Annotated in this window: 25 protein-coding genes; 21 read left to right on the plus strand and 4 right to left on the minus strand. The window is 39.6% G+C overall.

All coding sequences use genetic code 11. The features are described 5' to 3' along the window. Positions 1-269 precede the first annotated feature (269 nt). The 4 genes from Aba26S_RS05540 (at position 270) to Aba26S_RS05555 (ending at position 5,563) form a co-directional block, all read left to right on the plus strand. The gene (locus tag Aba26S_RS05540; protein ID WP_245106440.1) at positions 270-416 is read left to right on the plus strand and encodes an ATP-dependent Clp protease adaptor ClpS; all 147 of its coding nucleotides are present in this window, start codon (positions 270-272) and stop codon (positions 414-416) included. 88 nt (positions 417-504) lie between these two features. Continuing rightward, on the plus strand, positions 505-2,790 hold the full coding sequence (gene clpA, locus Aba26S_RS05545; RefSeq protein WP_043970562.1) for an ATP-dependent Clp protease ATP-binding subunit ClpA: 2,286 nt from the start codon (positions 505-507) through the stop codon (positions 2,788-2,790). Next, positions 2,790-3,152, plus strand: a complete 363-nt coding sequence (locus tag Aba26S_RS05550) for a YnfA family protein (RefSeq protein WP_005241760.1) — start codon at positions 2,790-2,792, stop codon at positions 3,150-3,152. Before clpA ends, Aba26S_RS05550 begins: the two co-directional genes overlap by 1 nt. Positions 3,153-3,379: 227 nt before the next feature. After that, positions 3,380-5,563 (plus strand): TonB-dependent siderophore receptor, encoded by a 2,184-nt coding sequence (locus tag Aba26S_RS05555; RefSeq protein ID WP_043970564.1) that lies wholly within the window; start codon positions 3,380-3,382, stop codon positions 5,561-5,563. A 101-nt stretch (positions 5,564-5,664) separates the two neighbouring features. On the opposite strand, the gene Aba26S_RS05560 is transcribed toward Aba26S_RS05555, so the two are convergent. Further along, positions 5,665-7,239, minus strand: a complete 1,575-nt coding sequence (locus tag Aba26S_RS05560) for an ATP-binding cassette domain-containing protein (RefSeq protein ID WP_043970566.1) — start codon at positions 7,237-7,239, stop codon at positions 5,665-5,667. 617 nt (positions 7,240-7,856) lie between these two features. Here Aba26S_RS05560 and Aba26S_RS05565 point away from each other — a divergent pair. Beyond that, entirely contained in the window at positions 7,857-8,900 is a 1,044-nt protein-coding gene (locus Aba26S_RS05565; RefSeq protein ID WP_043970568.1) for a 3-deoxy-7-phosphoheptulonate synthase, read from the plus strand. 53 nt (positions 8,901-8,953) lie between these two features. Here Aba26S_RS05565 and Aba26S_RS05570 read toward each other — a convergent pair whose 3' ends face one another. Both Aba26S_RS05570 and Aba26S_RS05575 read right to left on the minus strand, forming a co-directional pair. Next, on the minus strand, positions 8,954-9,874 hold the full coding sequence (locus tag Aba26S_RS05570; RefSeq protein WP_043970569.1) for an alpha/beta fold hydrolase: 921 nt from the start codon (positions 9,872-9,874) through the stop codon (positions 8,954-8,956). Then, positions 9,874-10,434, minus strand: coding sequence for a PadR family transcriptional regulator (locus Aba26S_RS05575; RefSeq protein WP_043970570.1), 561 nt, complete (start codon positions 10,432-10,434; stop codon positions 9,874-9,876). Before Aba26S_RS05575 ends, Aba26S_RS05570 begins: the two co-directional genes overlap by 1 nt. A gap of 124 nt (positions 10,435-10,558) precedes the next feature. On the opposite strand from Aba26S_RS05575, the gene Aba26S_RS05580 reads away from it, so the two are divergent. From Aba26S_RS05580 to Aba26S_RS05595, 4 genes are all read left to right on the plus strand, one after another. Next, entirely contained in the window at positions 10,559-12,583 is a 2,025-nt protein-coding gene (locus Aba26S_RS05580) for an NADPH-dependent 2,4-dienoyl-CoA reductase (protein WP_043970572.1), read from the plus strand. 73 nt (positions 12,584-12,656) lie between these two features. Beyond that, on the plus strand, positions 12,657-13,064 hold the full coding sequence (locus Aba26S_RS05585) for a nuclear transport factor 2 family protein (protein ID WP_005241738.1): 408 nt from the start codon (positions 12,657-12,659) through the stop codon (positions 13,062-13,064). A gap of 39 nt (positions 13,065-13,103) precedes the next feature. Further along, positions 13,104-13,823, plus strand: a complete 720-nt coding sequence (locus Aba26S_RS05590; RefSeq protein ID WP_043970573.1) for an SGNH/GDSL hydrolase family protein — start codon at positions 13,104-13,106, stop codon at positions 13,821-13,823. A gap of 15 nt (positions 13,824-13,838) precedes the next feature. Continuing rightward, on the plus strand, positions 13,839-14,924 hold the full coding sequence (locus tag Aba26S_RS05595; protein ID WP_005241735.1) for a YheT family hydrolase: 1,086 nt from the start codon (positions 13,839-13,841) through the stop codon (positions 14,922-14,924). A gap of 58 nt (positions 14,925-14,982) precedes the next feature. Here the strand turns inward: Aba26S_RS05595 and Aba26S_RS05600 are convergent, their stop codons facing one another. Continuing rightward, positions 14,983-15,465 (minus strand): hypothetical protein, encoded by a 483-nt coding sequence (locus Aba26S_RS05600; protein ID WP_005241733.1) that lies wholly within the window; start codon positions 15,463-15,465, stop codon positions 14,983-14,985. Between the two features lie 367 nt (positions 15,466-15,832). Between Aba26S_RS05600 and Aba26S_RS05605 the strand changes: the two genes are divergently transcribed. The 12 genes from Aba26S_RS05605 to Aba26S_RS05660 all read left to right on the plus strand — a co-directional run bounded on the left by Aba26S_RS05605 (position 15,833) and on the right by Aba26S_RS05660 (position 27,000). Further along, positions 15,833-17,464, plus strand: coding sequence for a CTP synthase (locus Aba26S_RS05605; protein ID WP_005241732.1), 1,632 nt, complete (start codon positions 15,833-15,835; stop codon positions 17,462-17,464). Between the two features lie 33 nt (positions 17,465-17,497). Further along, the gene (kdsA, locus tag Aba26S_RS05610; RefSeq protein ID WP_005241730.1) at positions 17,498-18,355 is read left to right on the plus strand and encodes a 3-deoxy-8-phosphooctulonate synthase; all 858 of its coding nucleotides are present in this window, start codon (positions 17,498-17,500) and stop codon (positions 18,353-18,355) included. 45 nt (positions 18,356-18,400) lie between these two features. Further along, positions 18,401-19,690: a phosphopyruvate hydratase gene (eno, locus tag Aba26S_RS05615; RefSeq protein ID WP_005241729.1), complete on the plus strand. Its 1,290-nt coding sequence runs from the start codon at positions 18,401-18,403 to the stop codon at positions 19,688-19,690. Positions 19,691-19,815: 125 nt separating this feature from the next. Beyond that, positions 19,816-20,187 carry a cell division protein FtsB gene (gene ftsB, locus Aba26S_RS05620; protein ID WP_005241728.1) on the plus strand — a complete coding sequence of 124 codons (372 nt, stop codon included), beginning with the start codon at positions 19,816-19,818 and terminating at the stop codon, positions 20,185-20,187. Next, the gene (gene ispD / locus Aba26S_RS05625; protein ID WP_043970579.1) at positions 20,171-20,875 is read left to right on the plus strand and encodes a 2-C-methyl-D-erythritol 4-phosphate cytidylyltransferase; all 705 of its coding nucleotides are present in this window, start codon (positions 20,171-20,173) and stop codon (positions 20,873-20,875) included. The genes ftsB and ispD overlap by 17 nt, the downstream gene beginning before the upstream one ends. 149 nt (positions 20,876-21,024) lie before the next feature. Continuing rightward, on the plus strand, positions 21,025-21,501 hold the full coding sequence (locus Aba26S_RS05630) for a DUF6438 domain-containing protein (RefSeq protein WP_005241726.1): 477 nt from the start codon (positions 21,025-21,027) through the stop codon (positions 21,499-21,501). 78 nt (positions 21,502-21,579) lie between these two features. Beyond that, positions 21,580-21,834 carry a hypothetical protein gene (locus Aba26S_RS05635; protein ID WP_005241725.1) on the plus strand — a complete coding sequence of 85 codons (255 nt, stop codon included), beginning with the start codon at positions 21,580-21,582 and terminating at the stop codon, positions 21,832-21,834. A gap of 4 nt (positions 21,835-21,838) precedes the next feature. Next, positions 21,839-22,591 carry a hypothetical protein gene (locus tag Aba26S_RS05640; RefSeq protein ID WP_005241718.1) on the plus strand — a complete coding sequence of 251 codons (753 nt, stop codon included), beginning with the start codon at positions 21,839-21,841 and terminating at the stop codon, positions 22,589-22,591. A gap of 205 nt (positions 22,592-22,796) precedes the next feature. Beyond that, a complete protein-coding gene (locus Aba26S_RS05645) occupies positions 22,797-23,213 on the plus strand; it encodes a YeeE/YedE family protein (RefSeq protein ID WP_010590017.1) in 417 nt (138 codons plus the stop codon). Beyond that, complete coding sequence (locus Aba26S_RS05650; RefSeq protein WP_043970582.1) at positions 23,213-23,653, plus strand: YeeE/YedE family protein; 441 nt, start codon at positions 23,213-23,215, stop codon at positions 23,651-23,653. Before Aba26S_RS05645 ends, Aba26S_RS05650 begins: the two co-directional genes overlap by 1 nt. Then, the gene (locus tag Aba26S_RS05655) at positions 23,634-24,506 is read left to right on the plus strand and encodes an MBL fold metallo-hydrolase (RefSeq protein WP_043970585.1); all 873 of its coding nucleotides are present in this window, start codon (positions 23,634-23,636) and stop codon (positions 24,504-24,506) included. Before Aba26S_RS05650 ends, Aba26S_RS05655 begins: the two co-directional genes overlap by 20 nt. Before the next feature lie 163 nt (positions 24,507-24,669). Continuing rightward, positions 24,670-27,000 carry a TonB-dependent receptor gene (locus Aba26S_RS05660; protein ID WP_043970589.1) on the plus strand — a complete coding sequence of 777 codons (2,331 nt, stop codon included), beginning with the start codon at positions 24,670-24,672 and terminating at the stop codon, positions 26,998-27,000.

Here is a 27,000-nt window from a genome sequence, read left to right on the forward strand (position 1 = left end):
GCTATTCCTCATGCGCAAGACCTTGCGTCGTAATATGGCTTAGATGTTATGCGTGAAAGTGTTAAGAAATATCACTTTCATTTCAGCTTTCGAGATAAAGATGGTTCAAAGCATATATTGTTTTATGCTAAAAACATGAAACAATATACTGAGTATTTCTATGTTAAACCTATGTATGATTTGTTAGGCTTTAGGTAAGGCCATAAAGTATTACAATTTTTCATAGGTTTAATGTGGTTTCATAAATTAATAACTATTTCGCTGTCTTTTTGAACAATTGGATTAGTCCTATTCTCTTTGTAATTGAATTTTTACAACAATACTTGGTTTTGAATCTTGACCAAGATACTCAACTAATGCTAACAGTAGATTATGAAGCAAAGAGGCTTGTAGACGTATATTCAATTACGCTTTGAGAAGCTCAGCGGATCAAGTCAATAATCAGCTTTTTCACTAAAAGAAGTGTCTTTTTTTTTGAGAAAGCCCAAGATATAAGGGGGTTACATGCTCAGTCGTCAATTAGAAGTATCGTTACGTTTGGCTGTTAGCATGGCTCGTCAAAAGAGACATGAGTTTCTGACAGTTGAACATTTGTTGCTTGCCTTGCTAGATAATGATTCTGCTGTGAATGCATTAAAAGCATGTGGCGCGGATATCGTTACTTTACGTAAAGAATTAGAGGAATATGTAGAGCAACATACCCCAAAACTTGGTGATAATAGCGAACAAGCCCCTCATCCAACAGAGAGTTTTGATCGAATTTTACAGCGTGCCATCTTCCATGTTCAATCAAGCGGCGGTGACCGTACGGTTGAAGGTGCTGACGTTTTAGTTGCGATGTATTCAGAACGAGATTCATTTGCGGTTTATTTGCTTAAACGCCATCAAATTAACCGTTTAACTTTGACTCAATATCTATCTCATGGCACACGCAAAGATGAGATTCAGGTTGAAGAAGAAGTCGAAGATATTGAAGGCGAAAGTGCAGCTTCAGCAAATGCTGGACCACTTGAACAATACACGCTGAACTTAAATGTCGAAGCGCAAAAGGGCAAAACGGATCCGTTAATTGGTCGTGAGAAAGAAATTGAGCGTGCAGCACAAATTTTATGCCGTCGTCGTAAAAACAATCCACTTTTAGTGGGTGACCCTGGTGTAGGCAAAACTTCGATTGCTGAAGGTTTGGCATGGCTGATTGTGAATGGTAAAGCACCAAAACCATTGGCGAATGCAGAAGTTTATAGTTTAGACATTGGTGCCTTGGTTGCAGGGACTAAATATCGTGGTGACTTTGAAAAGCGTTTGAAACAGCTTTTGAATGCGTTGAAAAAAAATCCAAATGTGATTTTATTTATCGATGAAATTCATATGATCATTGGTGCTGGTTCGAGTATGGGTAGCACAATGGACGCATCGAATTTAATTAAACCTGCTTTGGCGAATGGGACCTTGCGTTGTATCGGTTCAACAACTTTCCAGGAATATCGTCAGGTATTCGAAAAAGACCATGCCTTGTCTCGCCGTTTCCAAAAGATTGATGTGAATGAACCAAGCATTAATGAAACGATTGAAATTTTACGTGGTTTGAAAAACAAGTTCGAAGATTTCCATCATGTCGAATATGATGACAAAGCATTGGTTGCTGCAGTTGAGTTATCAGCTAAATTTATCAATGATCGCTTCTTGCCAGACAAAGCAATTGATGTCATTGATGAGGCTGGGGCTCAACGCCGTTTAAAAGCTGAGATTGATGGCACAACGATTTCAGTTGAAAATATTGAAGATATTGTTTCCAAGATTGCCCGTATTCCACCGAAAACGGTATCTAAAGATGACAAGTCGGTACTTGAAAATCTGGAACGTGATCTGAAACGTGTGGTGTTTGGTCAGGATGAGGCGATTACAGCGCTTGCTTCAGCGATCAAATTATCACGGGCAGGTTTAAAAGCACCAGATAAACCAGTCGGCAGCTTTGTGTTTGCTGGCCCAACAGGTGTGGGTAAAACCGAAGTGACCAAACAGCTTGCCAAGTTGTTAGGTGTAGAGCTGGTTCGTTTTGATATGTCTGAGTATATGGAACGTCATGCAGTTTCTCGTTTGATCGGTGCGCCTCCGGGTTATGTTGGTTATGATCAAGGTGGTTTACTGACCGACGCGATTCATAAAAATCCGCATTGTGTCTTGTTATTAGATGAAATCGAGAAGGCGCACCCAGATGTATTTAACTTGTTATTACAAGTCATGGATCATGGTGCTTTGACTGATAATAATGGTCGCAAATCTGACTTCAGAAATGTGATTATTGTGCTCACCACCAATATTGGCGCAGAGAGTATTGTCCGTGCAAGTATTGGTTTCACTGAGCAAGATCATAGTGCAGATAACCAAGATGCAATGAAACGTGCATTCTCGCCTGAATTCCGTAACCGTTTGGATGGCGTGATTCAATTTAAAGCACTTCCGACCACGATCATCGATTCAGTGGTAGACAAATTCTTGACTGAGTTACAAGCACAGCTTGATGAAAAACAGGTGGTACTTGATGTTGATCAAAGTGCACGTGACTGGTTATCAGCCAATGGCTACGACCGTCTCATGGGGGCTCGTCCAATGCAACGTCTGATTCAGGAACATTTGAAAAAGCCGCTTGCTGAGATGATTTTGTTTGGTGAACTTGCTGAGCATGGTGGTAATGTGGCAGTTTCTGTAAAAACAGAAAATGGCAAAGAAGTCGGCTTAAAATTGGAAGTCTTTGAAGATCATATTAACCCGAGTGCTGAACCTGCTTAATGTTTGAACTATCTTTCTCGATAACCCAAGTACTTAAAGTATTTGGGTTATTTTTCGTCACAGCAATTGCTGAAATTCTGGGTTGTTATTTCCCTTATTTAATTTTGAATCAAGGCAAGTCAAATTGGTTATGGATTCCCACAGCACTAAGCTTGGCGGTCTTTGTATGGTTGCTGACTTTGCACCCTGCGGCATCAGGTCGTATTTATGCGGCTTATGGTGGAATTTATATATTTACTGCATTATTGTGGCTACGTTATGTTGATCAAATCATGCTAACACGTTGGGATGTTTTAGGTGGTTTCGTTGTTTTGTGTGGCGCAAGTCTAATCATTTTGCAACCGCAAGGTTTAGTGCGTTAGTTTCATTAAGCATGGTATATACCATGCTTAATTTTTGAATAAGAAAAGTAAAACAACATCAAAGCACTAGGTTATGCTTATTATTCAAATTAAATAAGCGAGGCCATGATAAGCCGAATTTAGGCACAAAAAGGCTACTTTTACGGCCTGTTATGAAAATCAGGCTGACAGAATATTGCTACGATTGATAATGATTTTTATTTTCATTTTTACAATCGAGTGTGTTCATGGAATCCTTAGTTTCCAACAGAAGTGTATTTTCTCCCAGAATTTTAGTATCAGCGATTTCCTTGGTAATTGGTTCAGATGTGTGGGCAGCCGACACAACCAATACATTGCCTACAATAACGGTTAAAGCTGAAGACAATCATGAGAGCTATACTGTTCAATCAAGTCGAAGCTCAACTAAACTCGATTTAAATTTAAAAGATACTCCACAGAGCTTAACAGTGCTGACGCAGCAGCAGATAGAGGATCAAAATCTAACAGATATAAGCAGAGTTTTAGAGGAAACACCTGGGGTAAGTAGAAGTCAGCATGGACAAGAAGGTGCTGGCTTTTCAGATTATTACGCTCGTGGTTTTAAGCTCAATAATTTTATGCGCGATGGTATTCCAACCAGTGCGGCATCTTTTGGTGGAGCTTATAACATTGGTTTGGAGGACACGGCCATTTATGACCGTATCGAAATTTTAAAAGGTGCTACAGGTCTGTTGGGTGGTTCAGGTAATCCAAGTGCCAGTATTAATTATATCCGTAAACGCGCGACTGAAAATACACAAGGCTCGATTAAAGTTCAGGCGGGAAGTTGGGATCGATACCGTAGTCAATTTGATGTATCGGGTGGATTAAATACAGATAAAACTTTGAAAGGACGATTGGTTGCGGCACATTCGTCAGGAGGCAATCAGCAAGATCGTTATCATAAAGATTTTACTTTACTGTATGGCACAGTAGATTATGAGCTCAGTGATCAGACGACATTAACAACTGCACTGAGTTTACAACAAAATAAAATTTACAATGCCGCACAACATGGTTTTCCATTTGTGAGTGGGGATGGTTTGAAACAAACCACATTTGGACCAAGGGATAATCCAGCCACTCACGATTCAAATCTTAAAGTAGATAATTTATATGTTGTACTGGGCTTAGAACATCAATTTAGTCCAGATTGGAAAGGGGTGATTAACTATAGTTATGCCAAGACAGACAGCGATCAAATTAAAAACATAGCAGGCTATACTCTAAATTATCAAGATGAAAATGGTGTCGTCAACGGTACTGACTGGGATGGTAACCCTATTATCTTAAAGCCGGGAGAAATGAGTATTCATGGGAGTAAGTTTATAAATACACCGGAAGTTCATGCAATTGATAGTTTTGTTTCGGGGCGGTTTCAAGCACTTGGTCGTGAGCATGAATTAAGTTTTGGGATTAATGGATACAAAGTAAATGCCAATGATCCTGCTTATAAAGTTTGGCAATTTTCATCTAGACCGATCCAAGACTACCATGGTGATGTGGGAGACTATATCAATTTGACTCCTATAGGGCGGACGATAACCGATGAATATCAGATTGGTGGGTTTGCCTCGGCCAAACTACAGTTAGCAGATCCAGTAAAACTGATTTTAGGCTCACGTTTGAGTAGTTGGGAGCGCAAAAGTACAGGGGCTGAACAAAAACAAAGTCATATTTATACGCCTTATGTAGGTTTGATTTTAGATATAAATGATCAGATCTCTGCATATACAAGCTATACCTCTATTTTTAATCCATCTACTCGAAAAAATGTTACAGGCCAATTCTTAGACCCAGAAGAGGGAAATAGTGTAGAAATAGGCTTAAAAGCAGAATTCTTTAATCAACGCTTAAATACCAACCTTGCTTACTTCGAAACCAAGCAAGATAACTTTGCTGTTAGAGATGGTGAGAAGTTTACTACTGATGGTGAATTTGCTTATATTGCAGTGAATGGCGCTAAGGTAAAGGGCATAGAGTTATCGGTTGCTGGTGAATTGAGTCCTTATTGGCATATTTCTGGTGGATATACTTACACAGATGCAAAAGATCGGGATGGAAAAACCTTAACAACAGCTACAGGAAGTTCACTTCCACGACAGACGCTGAAATTGTTCACAACCTATCAATGGGATAAATTGACATTAGGGGCTGGGGTGAATTGGCAAAGTGAAATTTTTGATACACGTGCACGCGGCGTAGCAACTCAGTTTAATCGACAAGATGACTATGCTTTATTGAATCTAATGGGGAAATATCAGATCAATCCAGATCTCAGTATTGCGGTCAATGTTGATAATGTCGGAAATACAGTCTATAAAAGAACGGCAATCAATACTTGGGGGGAGCTACGTAATTTTATGGCAACCCTTAATTATAAGTTTTGATGATGCTATTTAAATCTTAAAACAATCAGGTCGCTTGAAGTGACTGTTTCATTCAGGCATGAACATTATTTTGCCATGCCTGAATTTTAAAAAATTAAAAATTATCCCAACAGATACGATGCTGTAATCCCGCACTCTCCAACAAAATTTTCATCATGGGATACCAATATCACTGCACCATGAAATGAGTGAATAGCTTGAGCGAGTAACTCGCGAGATTCAATATCAAGATGGTTTTCTGGTTCATCTAAAAGTAATAGTTCAACAGCTTGTTGTTTCAACGCAAGCAAAGCGACTTTTAAGCGTTCACCACCACTTAAATTTCTTATAGAGCTAAGGGCTTTATCTCTACGAATTTGTAAGTTGCCCAAGAGGGTGCGTGCTTGTTGCTCAGTCAGATCGGGGTTAATACCACATAAATATTCAACGGCAGATAGACTTTCATTGAGTAATGAAAGATTCTGATCCAGATAAACAGAGCTTACTTTGCAATAAATCTCTCCTGCAAGTGGCGGGATTAAGCCTTGAAGGGTTTTGAGTAAAGTGGACTTACCGGTACCATTTGCGCCACTTAAATGCAATTTTTCACCAGTCGATAGCGCTAGATCAATTGGTTGTGTTTTTGCGTAAGCAAGTTGTAATTGCTGGCAGCGTAAAATCTCACCTGATTTAACCGTCTTTTGGGTAAACTCAAAAAATTGTGATTTAAGATGTTCCAGTTGCGTTTGCTTTTGCTGTAACTCATCTTTGGCATCTGCAAGCTGTTTGCTCTGTTGTTTTCTGAGGTGAGAAAGAGATTGCTCGGATTGTTCTTTCTTGGCATCGAGTAAGATGGGGGCTTGAGATCCAGAGGCTCTTAACTTTTCACCAGATTTTTGACGTTTCTGCGCTTTCATCTGGCTTTGATGCTGTTGCTCTTTTAGTTGTTTTAACTCGCGTTTTTCTTGCTGAACAGCTTGGGATAAAGCTTCGACCTGCAACAGTTGCTGCTGTTGATAAAGCGTATAATTACCACCGTAATAGTGTAAACCTAACTGATTTAAAGCAAGAATGCCTTGTACATGTGCCAATAGTTGTCGGTCATGACTAATGATCAGTCCACCCGTTCGGTGTTGAGACATTTGTTGGATCAGCCATTCACGTCCTTGGTTATCTAAGTGATTGCTTGGTTCATCGAGCAGCAGGTAATGATCTTTGAGTAAAAATAAACGGCATAGCGCGAGTTTGGTTTTTTGGCCCTCGCTTAAATGCTGAATGGGTGTATCAAGATTTATAGGTAAGCCTGCACTTTGCAAAAGCTGCTGCCATTCTGTGGGTAAATGCCAAAGCCCTTCAACCTGATCATAATCTGTAAAAGTTGCCGTACCTTGCTGGATTCGCTCAAAGCATCCGTTTAAATCTTCAATATGTAAAGCTTGAGCGATAGTATCTGCTTGTACGCGCTGAAGCTGAGTTAAATATTGATGTGGGCATTGCCAAGAAATTTGGCCTGAATAGGGTAGCTTGAATTTTGTCTGTTCATGCAGAAGAGACATCAATACTGATTTGCCTTGACCATTGCGCCCGACCAGTCCTGTGAACTGATGTAATGGAAGTTGAAAGCTAAGCCGATCAAACAGTTTTTGCTGGGCTAATTCAAGGGATAGGTTGGAAATAATACATGCCTGTTGAGTCATAAGAAACCTCATAAACAGGATATGCAAAATAGAGAGATCGAGATAAGTTTTAGAATAAGGAAGCGCTAAACGATAGCTAAGTCTATTTTGCACATCAAAAAGAAAAATGAACTTTGATGATGGAAATAGAACTTACTTCATTGGCGTAATCTCAAATTGGTTTATTTTTACACTATTCTATGGGGGAACTGGCGAAAGGTCAAACTTTAAGGTTTTGAAGATAGCATTAAAAAAATATAAAAAGTGCTTGTCAAATGCTGAAATAGTGCGTAATTTAATAGTTAGACACCGTTTTTTAGATATTTGAAATAAAGATGTTAAAGCATACTGTAAACACCAACGCATACTTTTACTTTTGGCAATATTGATCGTTGCCTGATGCGTTTCGGGCAGCAAAAAGGTTGCCCAACCAGTTAATACCTGATCGGCAACACCGATCAGGTTTTTTTATGCTTTAACAATCAAGATTTTAGGAGAAATACCATGTACACATTTAACTATTCATATTTTAGCAAGATTTCTTGGTTTTACTTTGCAAAAAAATCAACATCGCTTAGATCACACTTGCTCAAATAAATGATAGGACTGCGAAGAAGGCCAGTCCAAAGGAATTGAAAATGAATGCTTTAAATACTGCTTTGACACAACCACAAACACATACAAAAGAATCAATGCTTAGCTTGCCATCACAACTCAAAGCGCAGTATCCCTTGTCTGCAACTTTAGCGCAGCAAATTTCAAAACATCGTCAAACGATTCAGAATATTTTATCAGGACATGATCATCGCTTGATGGTGATTACAGGTCCTTGCTCAATTCATGATCCTATCGCAGTACTAGAATATGCTGATCGCCTCCAACAATTACAAGAACAGGTTAAAGATCAGATTTTCCTTGTTATGCGTGCATATATCGAAAAACCGCGTACCACGGTGGGTTGGAAAGGTTTCTTATACGATCCAAATTTAGATGGATCATCAGACTTACAACTCGGTTTAGAAAAATCGCGTCAGCTTTACTTACAACTGATTGAAAAAGGCTTACCGATTGCCAGTGAAATTTTAAGCCCAATGGCGACAGGTTATTTTGACGACCTATTGGCTTGGGGGGCAATTGGAGCACGTACCAGTGAATCACAAATTCATCGTGAAATAGCAAGCCATATGCCATACAGCATTGGCTTCAAGAATGGTACAGATGGCTCGATTCAGATTGCTTTGGATGCAATTCAGTCTGCACTGCATGGCCATCAATTCTTGGGGATGACTCAACAAGGTCTACCTGCAATTTTGCATAGTGAAGGTAATCCATTACCACATTTAATTTTACGTGGCTCAAATCAGGGTACCAACTATGATTTGGCTTCGATTCAGGCAATGCATTTCAAGCATAAGCAATTGCCGGCATTGGTGATTGATTGTAGTCATGGTAACAGCGGTAAAGATCCACTACTACAACCACAGGTTTTACAGCAAATTATTGCAGAACGTGCGGAATCTAAAGTGCGTGGTGTGATGATTGAAAGCCATTTAGTTGATGGCAATCAAAAGATTTCCTGTGATATGACTTACGGTCAGTCAGTTACTGACGGCTGCTTAGGATGGGATAAAACGGAACAGGCCTTATTGGATGTTGCGGAAAAAATGAGATTGAAGAAATAAGTTGTAAATAAAAAAGCCAATCTGAATTGATTGGCTTTTTTATTTATGCGCAATTAAGCCGCGTGTGTTGCTTGAGCACAAAGGAAGTGTCCAATTTCCTGGCTAAATTTTCTAGGTTCGGTAATCAGTGGTGTATGCCCAGAGCGCTCAAAATAAATTGCAGTGGCATTCGCTAAGCTTTCGGCAATCAGGGTTTGTCCAGTTTCTGGGTAGAGTGTAGATTCGCGACCAATAAAGAAAGTGGTTGGGCAATTCAGCTGGCTGATAGCCTCACGATAGTCTTCATCATGATTTAAATAATTTTCGACATACCAAAGTAAGTAGTCAAGGCGTTGAATTGGTAGTAAATATTTCTGTAAAAATGGGCGGTTTAGTGCAAGCTTAAAGATCTTGGGGCTATAATTATTACTTCCTTGAAGTTCAATGAATGCCCCCCATAAGCTTACAAGATTGTAGCGAATATCATTCGGTAAATCTTCAAGCTTTTGGGCATGTTTATAGTTGAGCAATAAGGTTTGAATCTCAAGTAGCAGCTTTTTAAATTGAGAGTTTTTGGTACCAAATAAACCATATTGCCAAGATTCATCGACCGCAATTTTAGGGGTTTGATCAATATGCAAGTAGGCCTTAAGTTTTTCTGCTAAACCGCCATGTTTCATGCCATGCATTGCCGTCGTTGCGCCCATGGAATAACCCATCAAAATAAATTGGTCCAGCTTTAATTGTTTGATCAGTGCATCTACATCATTCCAGTGGCTTGAAATGGCATCCAAGTCCGGGATGGCACAATTTTTTGAACCACCGAAACCACGCCAATCAGGGATAATAAATTCATATTGTTTACGATTGGCAAACAAGAACGGGAGCCATTGCCAGCTTTGCATTCCCAACCCCGATAAAACCAAGACAGGTTCACCTTCGCCGACACGTCGTACAAATAATTTTTCCTGATCCGGCATGGTATAAAATGGCATTATTTTTCTCCAATCTTGTCCGTTTCCTCAAACTTTCTCAGCTGAGGAATCATTTGTTCCAACCATTTTATCCATTCACTTTCTGTAATGATACCAAGTTCGAGAATCATTTTATGAATGAATAAGACACGGTTGGTTGGTTCACTATTTTTAAAATCTTTATCATGGATGGCTTGATAAAGGCTTAATTTTTCCTTATGTATCGATAAATGACGTTCCAATTCCGGCAGAATGATATTACCGTCAAGTTGAGCTTCCGCTCTTAACCTCACCATAAGGTCATCGCGTAATTGCGCGGGTTCGCTTTGTTGTTCAATCCATGCAGCGAGTTCTATTCTTCCAAGTTGCTCGACTTGGTAAGTTTTTTTTCGGCTATTCGCAGCTTGTTCTTCTAATGTAGAAATCCATCCTTTTTTCAGCATTCCATTGAGTTCTCGATAGATTTGCTGATGAGTCGCATTCCAAAAGAAGCCCATTGAACGGTCAAAGCGACGAGCCAATTCGAAACCTGTACTTGGTTTTTCGAGTAAGCTGGTCAATAAAACATGGGCGAGTGACATGATGTTCCATAATAAAAAATGACTCATCAGAATTATGCAATATGTTGCATAAAAATCAAATCTTGTTTATAACTTTATGCAACAAGTTGCATTAGCTAGCAGTGTGCGAGCCAAAGGAGAAAACATGTCAGCTTATCCACATTTATTAAAGCCACTTGATTTAGGCTTTACCACTTTAAAAAACCGTGTGCTTATGGGGTCTATGCATGTTGGCTTGGAAGAAGCACCACAAGGTTATGAGCGTATGGCTGCATTTTATGCTGAGCGTGCCAAAGGGGATGTAGGATTAATTGTCACGGGTGGTATTTCTCCCAATGATGCAGGTCTTACCTTTGCTCATGCATCGAAGCTAGACAGCATTGCAGAAGCAGAAAAACATAAGGTGATCACCCAAGCGGTACATGATGCGGGTGGTAAAATCGCGATGCAGATTTTACATACAGGTCGTTATTCTTATCAGCCTGAGATTGTTGCACCTTCTGCGATTCAAGCACCGATTAATCCAATTAAGCCTAAAGCATTAAGTTCAGTTGAAGTACAGCAAACAATTGATGACTTTGCTAACTGCGCCAAGCTGGCACAATACGCAGGTTATGATGGTGTCGAAATCATGGGGTCGGAAGGCTATCTGATCAATGAGTTTATTGCGGCACGTACCAATCATCGTGATGATGAGTGGGGTGGTAGCTATGAAAATCGTATTCGCTTTCCGATTGAAATCGTAAAGCGTACCCGTGATTTAGTGGGTGAAAACTTCATCATTATTTATCGCCTATCAATGCTGGATTTGGTTGAGGGTGGTTCAAGTTTAGAAGAAGTCATTCAGTTGGCTAAAGAAATAGAAAAAGCTGGTGCAACCATTATCAATACAGGGATTGGTTGGCATGAAGCGCGTATTCCAACGATTGCGACCAAAGTACCTCGTGCGGCATTTACTTGGGTGACGGAGAAGCTAAAAGGCGAAGTTTCAGTTCCATTAATTACCTCGAACCGTATTAATACCCCTGAAATGGCAGAGCATGTATTGGCTTCTGGGCAGGCTGATATGGTGTCTATGGCACGTCCAATGCTAGCTGATCCTGAGTTTGTATTAAAAGCAAGTGAAGGTCGCAGTGATGAAATTAATACCTGTATTGGTTGTAACCAAGCCTGTTTAGATCATATTTTCTCAATGAAAATTGCAACCTGCTTAGTGAATCCGCGTGCTTGCTATGAAACAGAGCTTATTTTTAAAGAAACCAATGCGATAAAAAATATTGCAGTGATTGGTGCTGGCCCTGCGGGTTTAAGTTTTGCAGTATACGCTGCAAGCCGTGGGCATAAAGTCAAAGTCTTCGATGCAAGCAATCAAATTGGCGGTCAATTCAATATTGCGAAGACCATTCCAGGCAAAGAAGAGTTCTACGAGACCTTACGCTACTTTAAACGTCAAATTGAATTACAGCCCAATATTGAATTAGTACTTAACCATACTGCGACTTATGAAGAGCTGAGTCGGGCAAACTATGACGAGATTGTGGTTGCAACTGGGGTAACACCACGTCAACTCCATATTGACGGCATTGATCATCCAAAAGTGTTGAGCTATATCCAAGTATTGAAAGAACGTGTACCTGTTGGTAAACGTGTTGCCATTATTGGTGCAGGTGGTATTGGCTTTGATACCGCAGAATATTTAACGCATGAAGGTGACAGTGGTAGTTTAAATCCTCAAAAATTCTATGCTGAATGGGGGATTGATACAGCCTATGAGCATGTCGGTGGCTTAAAACCAGCAACGTTGGAAAAGTCAGAACGAGAAATTTATTTATTACAGCGTAAGACTGCTGCGGTAGGTGCTGGTTTAGGTAAAACAACTGGTTGGATTCACCGTACTGGCTTAAAGCATCGTGATGTAAAAATGATTGCAGGTGCCAGTTACGACAAGGTGGATGACCAAGGCTTGCATATTACCGTTGATGGTCAAAGTCGAGTGCTTGAGGTCGATAATGTGGTGATTTGTGCCGGTCAAGAATCGTATACCGCAATGTTCGACCAACTGAAAGCAGACGGTAAAAATGTTCATCTGATTGGCGGTGCGAAAGAAGCGGGTGAATTAGATGCCAAACGGGCAATTCGCCAAGGTGCTGAGTTAGCAGCCATATTATAAAATCTTGATGAGCATTCTCTTTCAGGAGGGGGTGCTCATAAACCGATCCATTAAATCACAAGGAAAAATAACAATGACACTCGAAACAACAAAACAGGCTTTGGAAAACTGGCATCACATGATTAAAACAGGTGACTTATCGAATTTAAATGATTTGTTGGCTGAAGATGTCGTATTCCGTTCTCCCGTTGCTTATAAGCCTTATGAAGGAAAGCATGTGGTTTTCTTTATTTTGACCAATGTCATTCAGGTTTTTGAAAATTTCACCTATCACCGCGAATTCTATACTGAGGATGGGGAAAATGTGGTGTTGGAGTTTAGTGCCGATGTTAGCGGAAAATCGCTCAAAGGCATTGATATGGTTCGATTTAACCAACAAGGGAAAATCATTGATTTTGAAGTGATGATTCGCCCAATGAGTGGTTTAGCTGCGTTGGCTGAGAAAATGGGTGCGAGATTTGCAAAATATCAGCCAAGCTAATCTCGCTAAAATAGCCTAAGTAATATTGAGACTCTTGTAATGTGGTTAAAGCTTTCAACTTTTGCATTACTTCCTATACTTCTTATACAAGGTATGAAAGTTCGGAAGAATACACCTCGTCTTTTAGAAGCCAGTGGTGATCGGGAGGGTTCTGTTGGCAATGGTAAACCACTTTCATTACTTATCCTTGGCGATTCAGCGGCGGCTGGGGTTGGCGTTGAATCGCAGCAAGATGCTTTATCTGGAGCGATTATTTCCCAGTTGCAGCAAGACTATTTGTTGCAATGGAAACTACACGCTAAAACAGGTGATACCACACAGCAGGTTTTTCAGGCAGTGCAACAGTTAGAACAGCAGTGCTATGATGTTGTAATCACTTCAATTGGTGTCAATGATGTGACTAAACTGACCTCTGTTAAATCGTGGATTAAACAACAAAAACAGGTATTCACCTATATACAGAGCCAATTTCAACCTAAACTCATCATTGTATCGGGTGTGCCGCCGATGCAGCATTTTCCAGCGTTGCCTAATCCATTGGCTTGGTTGTTTGGGCGATATGCACAACAGATGAATCAGGCATTACAACAGTGGTTGGCACCACAGCCACAGTTTCAATTTATTCAATATGATCTTGAAACTTTTCAGGCATTGGATTTGCCAATGGCAAGTGATGGTTTTCATCCAGGCAAAGAAATCTATGCCATTTGGGGGCAACAAATCGCAGCTTTAGTGCGACAAACATTTACTCATCCTTAGAGGTGGCGGTTGAATATGAGTTTATCTACTTTAAATAAAATTAGAGTCTTAGGTTCAGAACTATTTGATTCGGTACTTGGTGCAGAGCAGCCTAAAATCTATTATGACCCGAAAGGGAAAATTAAAGATGTTTTAGAAAAGTTGCCGCAGTTAAAGCAGAAATATCGCCCGACCCCATGGCTCAGTAATACACATGTACATCTCCTTTATTTCGATGTGATTCGGAAGAAAACGGTTAAACTTGAATATGATCGTATTGAGCAACTTAAAATGCAGGATGGTGGTATCACTGCCATTGCTTGGTATGGTTATGATCTACCAGCAGACACGCCCACCGTTGTGATTATGCATACCATTACGGGCACTCCCGAGAGTATGCGCGAATTGGTTAAAGACTTACATGAATATACTGGTTGGCGAATCGCACTATGTTTGCGCCGTGGTCATGCGGGTTTACCAATGCCCGTACCGCAGATTTCACTGTTTGGTTCGACCAGTGACCTCAAAGAGCAACTGGCTCATATCCAAGATTTGTTTCCATCATCAAACTTATATGCCGTTGGCTCTTCTGCGGGAACGGGGCTCTTGGTACGCTATTTAGGTGAGCAAGGATCGGATACACCATTTAAAGCTGCGTTTGCAATGTGCCCAGGCTATAACACCGAAATAGGTTTTAAAAATGTACATCCTTTTTATAGTAAAATGATGACCAAAAAGTTATTTAAATATTTCATTTACCCTTATCAAAAAACTTGGCAGCAGGTCGCTTCGGTAAATAAGGTGTTGGCAACAACAAGCTTGGAAGACTTTGAAAAAGAATATTTTGAAATGGCTGGGTTTCAGGATTATCAAAGTTATTGTCAGGCAATTAATCCAATTTATGTCTTCGAGAATATTAAAGTTCCCTTGATGATTTTGAATGCTGAAGATGATCCTGTCTGTTCAATCAAAAACTTGGAACCTTATAAAGGTGCAATTCAGCAAATGGAAAATATTGCGGTTGTGACGACGAAAAAGGGAAGTCATTGCGGTTTTTATGAAAGTTTCAGTGTGAAGTCTTGGGCTTCACGCTTGATGGCTGATTTTTTTAAGAATTACTAAATTGATCAAGATAAAAAAAGCCAGTCGAAATGAACTGGCCTTTTTTGCAATTAAAAGATTAATTGTTTAACGCAGGGGTTGCAGCAGCAATTGCAGCAGCGACAGCATCATCTTCACTTTGAGCTGGTGCTGAAGATTTTGGTGCTTTTACTTGTTCAGTCTTCGCAGGTTTTTGCTCAGCTTTTACAGTTTGTTCAGTTTTTGGCTGCTCTGTTTTAGCTGGTTTTGGTTCTTCAGTGCGTGGAGTCTCAGTCGCAGTTGGATTTTCTGTTTGAGCTGGACGAGTTTCACGACGAACTTCAGTGGTAGTATTTGGAGTTTGTTCACGCGTTGTTTCAACAACAGGTGCTGGAGCTTCGTGTTTATCAACACTTTCTAAAGATTCAAACTCTTGGATTTTTGCAGGTTCAGGCTGAGTTTGGCTCTCGGTTGCTGCCTGTTCTTGCTGCTCTTCGTTTTTAGGTTCTTCTTTTTTGACACAAGCAGTTAATAAAAGACCAGTCGCAAGTGCTGCACAAATTAAAAGTTTTTTATTCGCCATTGCTAAAACAACATATTAAATAAGGACGCAACAATTATAACAGCAAATCAAGGTGAAGAAATCACTGTGTAATGTTGTGTTTGTTTATATTTTATAAAAGCTTGCAAATTAGCAGATAGAGGTTGAGACGTTGTAAGCGGGAAAAGTAGATTTTTGCCATACTTTTTCATGCATTTGAATCACTCGACTGAATATCTGTATGAAAAATCCACAAAACCCGTAAATTTTTATCGAAAATGCTGATAGAATAAGCAGTTGTTTATAGTTCTTTGAATTGATGCGGTTTGACTTTGCTTTATAGGGGCAGAGTACAGTAAAATTGCCCAACATTGTAGGCCGATTTCGGCTCGATTGTACGAGAAACTCAATGACCCATTTTATTTTTGTCACTGGTGGTGTGGTTTCATCACTAGGTAAAGGTATTTCTGCTGCTTCTGTTGCTGCACTTTTGGAAGCTCGTGGCTTAAAAGTCACTATGGTAAAAATGGATCCATACATTAATGTCGATCCAGGTACCATGAGCCCATTTCAGCACGGTGAAGTTTTCGTCACAGAGGATGGTGCTGAAACTGACTTAGATTTGGGATATTACGAACGTTTCTTACGTCGTGCGAAAATGACCAAACTGAATAACTTTACCAGTGGTCGCGTATATCAGGATGTTTTAAATAAAGAACGTCGTGGTGATTACTTAGGTGGTACGGTTCAAGTTATTCCACATATTACAGACAACATTAAAGAACGCGTACTTCGCGCAGGTGAAGGCTACGACGTTGCAATCGTTGAGATTGGTGGTACGGTTGGTGATATCGAATCACTTCCATTTATGGAATCAGTACGTCAATTGATGGTGGAACTTGGTCATAAACGTACTATGCTTATGCATTTGACTTTATTGCCATATATCAAATCGGCAGCTGAGCTCAAAACCAAGCCAACTCAACACTCAGTGAAAGAGCTTCTTTCAATCGGGATTCAGCCAGATATCTTGATCTGCCGTACTGAATATGATGTCGATGTTGATACGAAACGTAAGATTGCATTATTCACAAACGTGGAAGCACGTGCTGTTGTAGTATGTAAAGATGCAAAAACAATTTATCAAATTCCACGTACATTCTACGAACAGAATGTTGATGACTTGATCTGTGAACGTTTTGGTTTCAATGATCTTCCAGAAGCAAATCTTGAAGATTGGGATAATGTAGTTGAAGCATTATTGAACCCTGAATACACAGTTCGTGTTGCGATGGTGGGTAAATATGTTGAACTTCCAGATGCTTATAAATCTGTGAATGAAGCACTTTTACATGCTGGTATTCAAAACCGTGTCAAAGTTCAGATTGATTATGTCAATGCTGAAGAGCTTGAGCAGCAAGACATTAGCATTTTAAGTACTGCTGATGCGATCTTGGTTCCAGGCGGGTTTGGTGAGCGTGGTACTGAAGGCAAAATGAAAGCTATTCAATATGCCCGTGAAAACAAGATCCCATTCCTTGGTATTTGTTTAGGTATGCAACTCGCTGTGATTGAGTATGCACGTAATGTTGCAGCAATGCCTGAAGCAAGCTCAACAGAATTTAACCGCTCAACCAAATATCCATTGATTGGTTTAATCACTGAATGGTTAGATGAGCGTGGTGAATTACAACAGCGTAGCCTTGAGTCCGATCTGGGCGGAACCATGCGTTTAGGTGCACAAAAATCTGAATTGGTTGAAGGCACGAAGACGCGTGAGGTTTATGGTAAAGCCGAAATTACTGAGCGTCATCGTCATCGCTATGAAATGAATGATCGTTTTATTCCAGCACTTGAACAAGCAGGTATGAAAATTTCAGGCTATTCGTCAGTACAACATTTAGTTGAAACTGTAGAAATTCCTGAACATCCTTGGTTTATTGCTGTACAATTCCACCCAGAATTTACAAGTTCACCACGCGATGGACACCCATTATTTGCTAGTTTTATCGGGGCTGCTAAAAATCAGCACCAAAAGTAAGTAATGAGTTTTAAATAAACTGGGAAAGTTTAAATGTCACAATTAAAACCACAAGAAGTTGTACGTTTAGGCGATATACAAATGGCAAATCATTTGCCATTTGTATTATTTGGCGGAATGAACGTATTAGAGTCAAAAGATTTGGCATTTGAAATTGCTGAAACTTATGTTGATATTTGCAAGCGCTTGGATATTCCTTATGTATTTAAGGCGAGCTTTGATAAAGCAAACCGCTCAAGCCTAAACTCTTACCGTGGCCCAGGTCTTGAAAAGGGAATTGAGTGGCTTGCTGAGATTAAAAAGCATTTTAATGTGCCGATTATCACAGACGTTCATGAGCCTTACCAAGCAGCGCCTGTTGCTGAAGTTGCCGACATTATCCAACTTCCTGCCTTCTTAAGTCGTCAGACTGATCTTGTTGAAGCAATGGCAAAAACTCAAGCCATTATCAATATCAAAAAAGCACAGTTTTTAGCGCCACATGAAATGCGTCATATTTTGCATAAGTGTTTGGAAGCTGGGAATGACAAACTCATTCTTTGTGAACGTGGTTCAGCATTCGGCTATAACAACTTGGTTGTTGATATGCTTGGCTTTGATATCATGAAAGAAATGAATGTGCCAGTATTCTTTGATGTCACTCATGCATTGCAAACCCCAGGTGGGCGTGCAGATTCTGCAGGTGGTCGTCGTGCTCAAATCACGACTTTAGCGCGTGCAGGTATGGCGACAGGTTTAGCTGGGTTATTCTTGGAAGCACATCCAGAACCAGAAATTGCAAAATGTGATGGACCATGTGCATTGCGTTTATCTCAGCTTGAGCCATTCTTGGCACAATTAAAAGAATTGGATACTTTAGTTAAAGGATTCAAGAAGTTAGACACCCATTGATGCAGTAACTTGCATTTTGTTTTTCATTCAACAGAGGAATTGTTCATGAGCCAAATCGTTGACATCCGCGCACGTGAAATTTTGGACTCTCGTGGTAACCCAACCATCGAAGCAGACGTTATTTTAGAATCTGGGGTTGTTGGTCGTGCATGTGCACCATCTGGTGCTTCAACTGGTTCTCGTGAAGCTTTAGAACTTCGTGATGGCGATAAAGCACGTTATTTGGGCAAAGGTGTTAAAACTGCGGTTAATAACGTAAATACGATTATCCGTGATGCTTTAGTGGGCAAATCAGTATTCGAACAAAAAGACATCGATAATACGATGATTGCACTTGATGGTACTGAAAATAAAGAAAAATTAGGTGCTAACGCAACTTTAGCCGTTTCATTGGCTGCTGCTCGCGCTGCCGCAGATGAAAAGAAAATTCCTCTTTTCCAATATATCGCTGATCTTCGCGGTCAAACGACTTTGACCATGCCTGTACCAATGATGAACATCATCAATGGTGGTTCGCATGCAGACAATAATGTTGATATTCAAGAGTTCATGATTGAGCCTGTAGGCTTTACTTCTTTTGCTGAAGCATTACGCGCAGGTGCTGAAATCTTCCATTCGTTAAAATCAGTTTTAAACAAAAAAGGTTTAAACACTGCTGTGGGTGATGAAGGTGGTTTTGCACCAAACTTGCGCTCAAATGAAGAAGCAATCACTGTTATTCTTGAAGCGATTGGCCAAACGGGTTACAAAGCTGGTTCTGATATTATGCTGGCACTTGACTGCGCATCTTCAGAATTCTACAAAAATGGTCAATATGTGCTTGCAGGTGAAGGTAATAAAGCATTCACAAGCAACCAGTTCTCTGACTACTTAGCTGGTCTTGTAAACCAATACCCAATCATTTCGATTGAAGATGGTTTGGATGAGTCTGACTGGGAAGGTTGGAGCTACTTAACCTCAATCCTCGGTGACAAAATCCAATTGGTTGGCGACGATTTATTCGTAACCAATCCTAAGATTTTACAACGTGGTATTAATGAGAAAGTGGGTAACTCGATTCTGATCAAATATAATCAGATTGGTACGTTGACTGAAACGCTAGATGCAATCTATCTTGCGAAAGCAAATGGTTATAGCACTGTAATCTCACACCGTTCTGGTGAAACTGAAGATTCAACTATTGCAGACTTGGCAGTAGGTACAGCAGCGGGTCAAATCAAGACGGGTTCACTTTGCCGTTCTGACCGCGTAGCGAAATATAACCAATTGCTTCGTATCGAAGAATTAACGAAAGCAGCTTACCGCGGTAAAGCTGAATTCAAAGGTCTAAAATAAGGTCAATTTCTCTATGTTGAATACGTCTGATCATCTTTCTTTACAAAAGAGAGAAACTTTGCAAATTCATAATCCTATAGAATTTGCAAGTGATCTTCCTCTTAGAAGGATGTAAGGAATTTTTCATGATAGAGATGTTTCGATCGACCTCGAGTAAATTGATTCTAGTGCTTGTCATCGCTTTGGTGGCAAGCTTACAGTATCAATTTTGGCTAGGTGAGGGGGGATATTTCCCTCATCAAGCTTTGACTCAGCAAATTAAGCAACAAGCAGAAATTAATACTGAACTAAAAGAGCGGAATCGTATTTTAGCCGCAGAAGTTTTTGATTTAAAAAATGGTAGCGAAGCCATTGAAGAACATGCACGTTTAGATTTGGGTTTAATCAAACCTAATGAGACGTTTGTGCAAATGAGTACCATTAGTACCCACTACAAACCAATTTATATTGATCCAAACGCAAAAGAAGACACTGCAACTAATGAAAACCCAGACTAGGCTGTGGGCGGTTGTACCAGCAGCAGGTTCGGGCAGTCGTTTTTCACAAACTGAATTGAAACAATATCAGTATATTCAAGATCATACAGTACTTGAGCACACCGTCAATCGACTGAATTCGCTAGATTTAGCAGGTTGCGTACTTGCCATTGGTGTACAAGATAATTTTGCAAAAACCCTGTCTTTTCAGCATCTAGATAAACTGCATTTTTGTTTAGGTGGTGCCGAGCGCGTACATTCTGTTTTAAATGCCTTGATCTATTTATCTGAAATTGCCCATGAAGAGGATTGGGTATTGGTCCATGACGCTGCGCGACCATGTGTGACGAAAGAATGTCTTACTCGGTTGGTTCAGACAGCAGAAGCTTCAAATCAAAGTGCAATTTTGGCTATTCCAGTTCGCGATACCTTAAAGCAGGTGGTCAGTGAAAACCAGATCAAAAAAACTGTAAGCCGTGAATTATTATGGCAAGCACAAACGCCACAAATGGCGAGACTCGGTGTACTAAAAAATGCGATTGAAAAAGCTTTAACCCATGATATTACGATAACAGATGAAGCGAGTGCCTTAGAACATGTGGATGAACCTGTACAGGTGGTACAAGGTCGTTCTGATAATATCAAAATTACCTATGCTGATGATTTAGAGCTGGCACGATTAATTCTTCAATCTCAAAACCATGCTTAATTAGCCTAAGAGTGGCTCTTATTTTTTGTTTAATTCAAAATAGCCTAAGTAAATTTAAGTGATTTTTCCATTTTTTTTACATCAATCTAAATGACAAAATTTCTACTATTTGTTAAATTTGAATAACATACTTTATAACGGATCAACCGATGAAAAAATTATTACTTGCGGGCCTTTTCACTTTTTCTTTAGTTGGTTGCGCAACGACACCTCAACAACCTCAGGATACTGTACAAGAAAGCATTCGTTATTCGACTAGTCCTTGTTTCGGTACATGCCCAATTTATTCTGTTGAAATTACACCTGAAGGGGCTGTTCATTTTGATGGCAAACAATATACCAAAGTAACAGGTACCCAGGACTTAACCGTTGATCCTTCTGTTTATAACAAGCTGCAACAAGAGTTAAAAACCTATCGCCCGGCAACAGGTGCAAATGTAAAAACGACCGGCTGTGCTGAAACTGCCAGTGATCAGCAAAGTGCTTATTTTGCTTGGAAACGTCCAGATGGTACAGTCACTAAGTTAAGCCACTATACGGGCTGTATTTCACCTGCAAACGCTGAGTTAAACAAGGTGATTGAGAAATTACCAAAGTTGATTGGTATTGAAGATCTCGTTCGTTAAACTGGTTGCTGTAAAAATAGACAAAACTAACATTTATGCTAGTATAGGTATAAGCGCAATCAGGCGGAGGAGTCTTTAATGACAGCTTTTACAATCATGAAAATGAGTAGGCAAGAGGAAAACCTTCTTCCTAAGCTTGCTGTAGAAGCATTCCGTAATGCGTTTGAAGAGGCAAGTGAATCTTCTACTGTGGTCTATGCCAAAGGTCATCAACTGTTAAAGCAGCATTCAACTGGTGAAACCGAAGTGATCAAGGATATATCAGGCGCTTATACCGTTATTTATCCATCTCGTACTCTGTTGAAACGTAAAAAAAAGAAGGCTGTTGTATAAGTTAATGCAACAGTCTACGCCTAGAATTCGCATGTTTGCCGGCCCAAATGGTTCTGGTAAAAGTACGATTAAGGAATATTTATTGCCCCGCCATATTGGGGCATATCTAAATGCAGATGAACTCGAAAAAAACTTAAATCAGACTCATAGCTTGGACTTAAAGATTTATAACGAGTCTCTAGATGCACTAAAGCTGATTGCTTTTTTAAAAACCAAAAAGAAGAAACTGAATCAAAAAATCTGTGATTTATTAAGCCAAGAACCTGAATTGCTAGGTGAGCATCATATTGTTTTTGCTATTCAGGATATTGATTCATATCTCGCTGCACGAATTATCGACTTTATTCGTTTAGAATTTCTAAGGTTAAAAATTAGTTTTACCTTTGAAACTGTTATGTCGCATATCAGTAAAGTTGAATTTCTGAGAATGGCTCAGGAGCAAGGGTTTAAAACTTATCTGTATTATGTTTCAACGATTGATCCTGAAATCAATATTGCACGGGTACAGTATCGGGTGAGTACCGGTGGACATGCTGTACCAGAACCGAAAATTCGTGATCGTTATTACCGCAGCATGAACTTACTTATGCAAGCCATTGAAGCGAGTGATAGAGCTTTTATATTTGACAATTCTTCAAATGGTGAAAAAGCAGCTTTTTTAGCAGAAATTGAACAGGCTGATCGACTAAAAATCAATCCTATCGTGACAGTATTTCCTGTTTGGTTTGCAGAAAGAGTACTTTCTGAGTTCGAATAGTCAATCTTTTCAAGAAATACAGTGCTTGTTTGCATTATGTTTTATGCCCAATACTCAAATTAAATTACTTGATTTTAGAAAATATTGACCAATATGTGTCATTTTTTGCAAAAATTACGATTCAAACGCGGATATTGAATAGATTAATTTCAATATTATTTAAAATAATATATTATAAATGTATATATTGATTGGTGGGTGGATGATGACAAGTATTCTGTTAGCTTTAATTGGTGGTGCGTTGATTGGATTAGCTGCTGTTGGCTATTTATACGTCAATGGTCGTATTGCTGGGATCAGTGGCCTACTAGCACAGCTCTTACAACCTACAACTTTATTCAGAGGTTCTGCGTTTTGGTTCTTACTGGGTTTAATCATTACACCATTTATTTACCAAATGTTTGTGCAACCTGAAATTATTATGCAGTCGTCTCCCTTAGCTTTGATTATTGCTGGGCTGTTGGTGGGTTTTGGGACTCGCTTAGGCTCAGGTTGTACCAGTGGGCATGGCATTTGTGGGATTAGCCGATTATCTCCACGTTCGATGGTTGCCACAATCACATTTATGTTTGCTGGATTTGTTACGGTGTATCTAGTACGTCATATTCTGGGGGCCGCATAATGAAAAATCTATTTGCATTTATTTTTGGCAGTATATTTGCATTGGGTCTATTGATTTCAGGCATGTCAAATCCTGAGAAAGTATTAAGTTTTCTAGATATTTTTGGTGCATGGGATATTAGCTTGATGTTTGTGATGATTGGTGCAATTGCAGTTGCATTCATTCCATTTCAAAGAGCCTTACGCAATCCCAAAACATTATCTGGTGAAACCATTTCATTCCCTAGCAATCATCAAATTGATAAGAAATTGATTATTGGCGCTATCTTGTTTGGGATCGGTTGGGGGATTTCAGGCATTTGTCCAGCACCCGCGATGACTCTGATTGGACTTGGATATTCTGAAGTGTGGTATTTTATTAGCGCAATGTTGATCGGGATGTTAATCCATCGTTTATGGTCGAAACAACTGGAGAAATGCGATGCAACATCCAATAGTTAAAGCCTTTTTTGATGAACAGAGCAATACATTTAGTTATGTTGTGCATGATCCTGAAACAAAGTATTGTGCAATTATTGACAGTGTTTTGGATTATGATGCTGCCTCGGCTTCGACTTCCACACAACATGCAGATCAGATTATTACCTACATTCAATCTCAAGCGTTCACAGTTGAATGGATACTGGAAACGCATGTTCATGCAGATCATTTAACCGCATCCCAATATCTAAAATCAAAGCTCGGTGGCAAGATTGCCATGAGTGAGAAAATTGCGATTGTTCAGGATACCTTTAGTGCAATTTATCATTTTGATCTTAAATATTTTAATACGCATCAAGTGTTTGATTATTTATTCAAGGACAATGAGCACTTCAGTATCGGAAACTTAGGTGCATATAACATACCAACGCCGGGACATACTCCTGCATGCTTAAGTTATATCATTGGTGATGCTATTTTCGTTGGCGATACTTTATTCATGCCAGATTATGGAACGGCGCGCTGTGACTTTCCCAAAGGAAGTGCTGATCAGTTATTTGATTCTGTACAAAAGCTTTATCAACTTCCTGATCAAACACGTGTTTTCTTATGTCATGACTATAAGCCTGAAGGTCGAGATAAATATGTGTATGAAACCAGTATTAGCACGCAAAAGCAGCATAATATTCATATCAATATGAAAACCCTTAAACAAGACTTTGTACAGATGCGTCAAAGCCGTGATGCGACATTGTCGATGCCCAAGCTTATTCTGCCTGCAATTCAAATTAACATGGATGCAGGGCGCTTCCCAGAACCGGAATCGAATGGCATTCGCTATCTAAAACTGCCGTTAAACTACTTTAGTCACTAAGAGAGAAAAGCCCAGATTGCTCAGATTTTTTTGAGTCATCTGGGCTTTTCTCTATCAAGTTTTTGCATACATTCCATATTTAGCAGAAAAAATGGAGCTTAGGTTTTGTTTGAACACTTAATTGTTATGTTATAACATAACAATTGTAATTAAGGAGTTCAACGTGCGTCACAAAGTCTTAGCAATCGCCATTTTATTTATTCATTATCAAGCCTCTGCAAATGAGCAGGATAGTCCTGTAATTTTGCCAAAGATTAGTTTAAAAGCAGAAACAGATCTTTCAATCGGGAACAATACCGTTGTAGAGAATCACAATTCACAACATCAAACTTTAGGGGATACACTTAAGCAGGTGTCAGGCGTACAAAGTAGTGCTTTTGGCCCCAACGCAGGCGCACCTGTTATTCGAAGTTTAAGCGGGAATCGTGTACAGATTCTTGAAGACGGGCAGTCGATTTATGGCATGAATGCCATGAGTGGCAATATCAGTATCCCGTTTGACCCATTGTTCAGCCAAGCCATTCACATTAATAAATCATCAGATAGTGTTCGATACGGCGGCAATGCGATCGGAGGAAGTGTCAATGTCGAGACCGGTTTGATCAGTAAAGATATGCCAGACAAAAATAGCAATCTTGAACTGGCAGTGAGAAAAGGGTGGAATAATACAGATGCCCATGGCTTTAAGCTGAATTTAAATAACCAAAGTAATTTTTCAACCAACTTCTTATTTTCTAAACAGGACATTTCGTCGTATAAAATTCCGGGGAATAGCAAAGCTGAACAATGTAATAGTGGAATTTTTCCTGCAACGGGTGGGGTAAGTTCAGCCTTGGCAGATGCGTGCCAAAAGGATGCACGTATACAGCAAATCTATAACACCGCATCGCAAAAATATATCGACCAATTTATGACTGAAAATCCAGATTGGGCGGATGGCCAGTTTTCATTTTATACCGATAAACCGACATCTGTTTGGAGTGGTAAGACTTATACCAATCCAGTCAATCCTGAATATAAGCCTGATACACCTAAATTTAAAGAAAACAAGATTAATCAAGATGTGACCCCCAATTACCATCGTAAATTAGGGAATAGTTATTTAGAAAATCAGCATTATGCGATTGGCAGTACCTATTTCTTGGAAAATGGCTATATTGGCTTGAGTGCCGATTCGAAAAAGAATGCCTATGGTGTACCTGGTTTTTCTTTAGAAAATAAGTCATTTCAATCTTCTTATGAGGATGGTATGCCCGTTGCTGTGAAAACTGATCAAAGAAAATATAGCCTAGATAGCCAGTTTAATTTTGATCTCCCATTTCTAAAGGGGATCGATATCAAAGCGAATCAGGTGATCAATCGTTCGGGGGAATATCTCGGTACGCAGCTTGCAAATGATTACCGCTTTGATACCAAACAAGCCGAGATTGTATTGAGACATCAACCTAGTCGCTATGTGAATGGTTTACTAGGTGTGAGTCAGAGCAACCGAAGCGTCGAAGGACAGGGCAAGCTACGTTATCTTCCCAATGTCAATACCAAGACCCAAGCCATCTTTATTCAAGAGAAGATTGATTTGGAACGACTCTCTTTTGATGCAGGTTATCGCCAAGAAAGTGTTGATCATTCAATCAAAGATAGTGATTTTAAGGTTGCACGTAATTCAGCCAATACCAAGCTACAAGACACCCGTTTTGATTTGGAAAGTTATAGTTTTGGTTCCTATCTTAAAATCAATGACTATTTTGGAGCGAAACTCAGATATTCGGTGTCTGAGCGTGCACCAGAGCTTAATGAGCTTTATGCCAGCGGTAATCATTATTCCATTATGATCAATGAGCAAGGCAATCAAAAACTAGAACCAGAAAAATCTAAAAATACCGAGCTTACGGGCTTATTTAGCTATAAAGATTTTAATCTGGAAGCGACGGTATATAAGATGAAATATGAGAACTATCTCTATCTCACGCACTCTGGCATGCAGACGGCCAATCGACTCCCTCTCAAATACTGGACCCAAACCGATACTGAAATTACAGGCTTTGAAGTTGATCTCAAGCAAAAAATCAATACTCAGCAATGGGGTGTTTTTACAGTGGGTGCATTTGCTGATTTGGTGAAAAATAAGAATCTAAATCCAAGTCGGACCAGTTTATTTAATGATGGTAATTATCTACCAAACATGCCCACTAATCGTTATGGTGCCAACGTAGAATGGAGCAGACGAGATTGGGCAGCACGTTTGTCGAGTATTTATTATGATCAACCTAAATATCTGGGTAAGAATGTGTCAGAAGAAGTACCATTGCCAGCATTTAATATGGTCGATATGCAGATTAGTAAGCATCTAAAATTAAAAAATTCAGATATTGATGTGTTCCTCAACGGTTCAAATTTACTCAATGAAGAAGCGAGACCGCATAATTCACCGTTGAAATATATTGCTCCCTTACCTGGACGAGGTTTTCAACTGGGGATTAACATGAAAATATAG

The organism is Acinetobacter sp. NBRC 110496, from assembly GCF_000876115.1.
GTDB lineage: Bacteria > Pseudomonadota > Gammaproteobacteria > Pseudomonadales > Moraxellaceae > Acinetobacter.

What these genes read in the sequence shown, in the direction of transcription:
- eno (WP_005241729.1), top strand. Translation starts at nt 18,401, where the DNA reads ATGAGCCAAATCGTTGACATCCGCGCACGTGAAATTTTGGACTCTCGT.
- Aba26S_RS05575 (WP_043970570.1), bottom strand. Translation starts at nt 10,434, where the DNA reads ATGTCACTCGCCCATGTTTTATTGACCAGCTTACTCGAAAAACCAAGT.
- kdsA (WP_005241730.1), top strand. Translation starts at nt 17,498, where the DNA reads ATGTCACAATTAAAACCACAAGAAGTTGTACGTTTAGGCGATATACAA.
- Aba26S_RS05605 (WP_005241732.1), top strand. Translation starts at nt 15,833, where the DNA reads ATGACCCATTTTATTTTTGTCACTGGTGGTGTGGTTTCATCACTAGGT.
- Aba26S_RS05565 (WP_043970568.1), top strand. Translation starts at nt 7,857, where the DNA reads ATGAATGCTTTAAATACTGCTTTGACACAACCACAAACACATACAAAA.
- Aba26S_RS05555 (WP_043970564.1), top strand. Translation starts at nt 3,380, where the DNA reads ATGGAATCCTTAGTTTCCAACAGAAGTGTATTTTCTCCCAGAATTTTA.
- Aba26S_RS05600 (WP_005241733.1), bottom strand. Translation starts at nt 15,465, where the DNA reads ATGGCGAATAAAAAACTTTTAATTTGTGCAGCACTTGCGACTGGTCTT.
- Aba26S_RS05640 (WP_005241718.1), top strand. Translation starts at nt 21,839, where the DNA reads ATGCAACAGTCTACGCCTAGAATTCGCATGTTTGCCGGCCCAAATGGT.
- Aba26S_RS05550 (WP_005241760.1), top strand. Translation starts at nt 2,790, where the DNA reads ATGTTTGAACTATCTTTCTCGATAACCCAAGTACTTAAAGTATTTGGG.
- Aba26S_RS05635 (WP_005241725.1), top strand. Translation starts at nt 21,580, where the DNA reads ATGACAGCTTTTACAATCATGAAAATGAGTAGGCAAGAGGAAAACCTT.
- Aba26S_RS05630 (WP_005241726.1), top strand. Translation starts at nt 21,025, where the DNA reads ATGAAAAAATTATTACTTGCGGGCCTTTTCACTTTTTCTTTAGTTGGT.
- Aba26S_RS05560 (WP_043970566.1), bottom strand. Translation starts at nt 7,239, where the DNA reads ATGACTCAACAGGCATGTATTATTTCCAACCTATCCCTTGAATTAGCC.
- Aba26S_RS05580 (WP_043970572.1), top strand. Translation starts at nt 10,559, where the DNA reads ATGTCAGCTTATCCACATTTATTAAAGCCACTTGATTTAGGCTTTACC.
- clpA (WP_043970562.1), top strand. Translation starts at nt 505, where the DNA reads ATGCTCAGTCGTCAATTAGAAGTATCGTTACGTTTGGCTGTTAGCATG.
- Aba26S_RS05590 (WP_043970573.1), top strand. Translation starts at nt 13,104, where the DNA reads ATGTGGTTAAAGCTTTCAACTTTTGCATTACTTCCTATACTTCTTATA.
- Aba26S_RS05645 (WP_010590017.1), top strand. Translation starts at nt 22,797, where the DNA reads ATGACAAGTATTCTGTTAGCTTTAATTGGTGGTGCGTTGATTGGATTA.
- Aba26S_RS05585 (WP_005241738.1), top strand. Translation starts at nt 12,657, where the DNA reads ATGACACTCGAAACAACAAAACAGGCTTTGGAAAACTGGCATCACATG.
- Aba26S_RS05655 (WP_043970585.1), top strand. Translation starts at nt 23,634, where the DNA reads ATGCAACATCCAATAGTTAAAGCCTTTTTTGATGAACAGAGCAATACA.
- Aba26S_RS05570 (WP_043970569.1), bottom strand. Translation starts at nt 9,874, where the DNA reads ATGCCATTTTATACCATGCCGGATCAGGAAAAATTATTTGTACGACGT.
- Aba26S_RS05650 (WP_043970582.1), top strand. Translation starts at nt 23,213, where the DNA reads ATGAAAAATCTATTTGCATTTATTTTTGGCAGTATATTTGCATTGGGT.
- ispD (WP_043970579.1), top strand. Translation starts at nt 20,171, where the DNA reads ATGAAAACCCAGACTAGGCTGTGGGCGGTTGTACCAGCAGCAGGTTCG.
- Aba26S_RS05595 (WP_005241735.1), top strand. Translation starts at nt 13,839, where the DNA reads ATGAGTTTATCTACTTTAAATAAAATTAGAGTCTTAGGTTCAGAACTA.
- ftsB (WP_005241728.1), top strand. Translation starts at nt 19,816, where the DNA reads ATGATAGAGATGTTTCGATCGACCTCGAGTAAATTGATTCTAGTGCTT.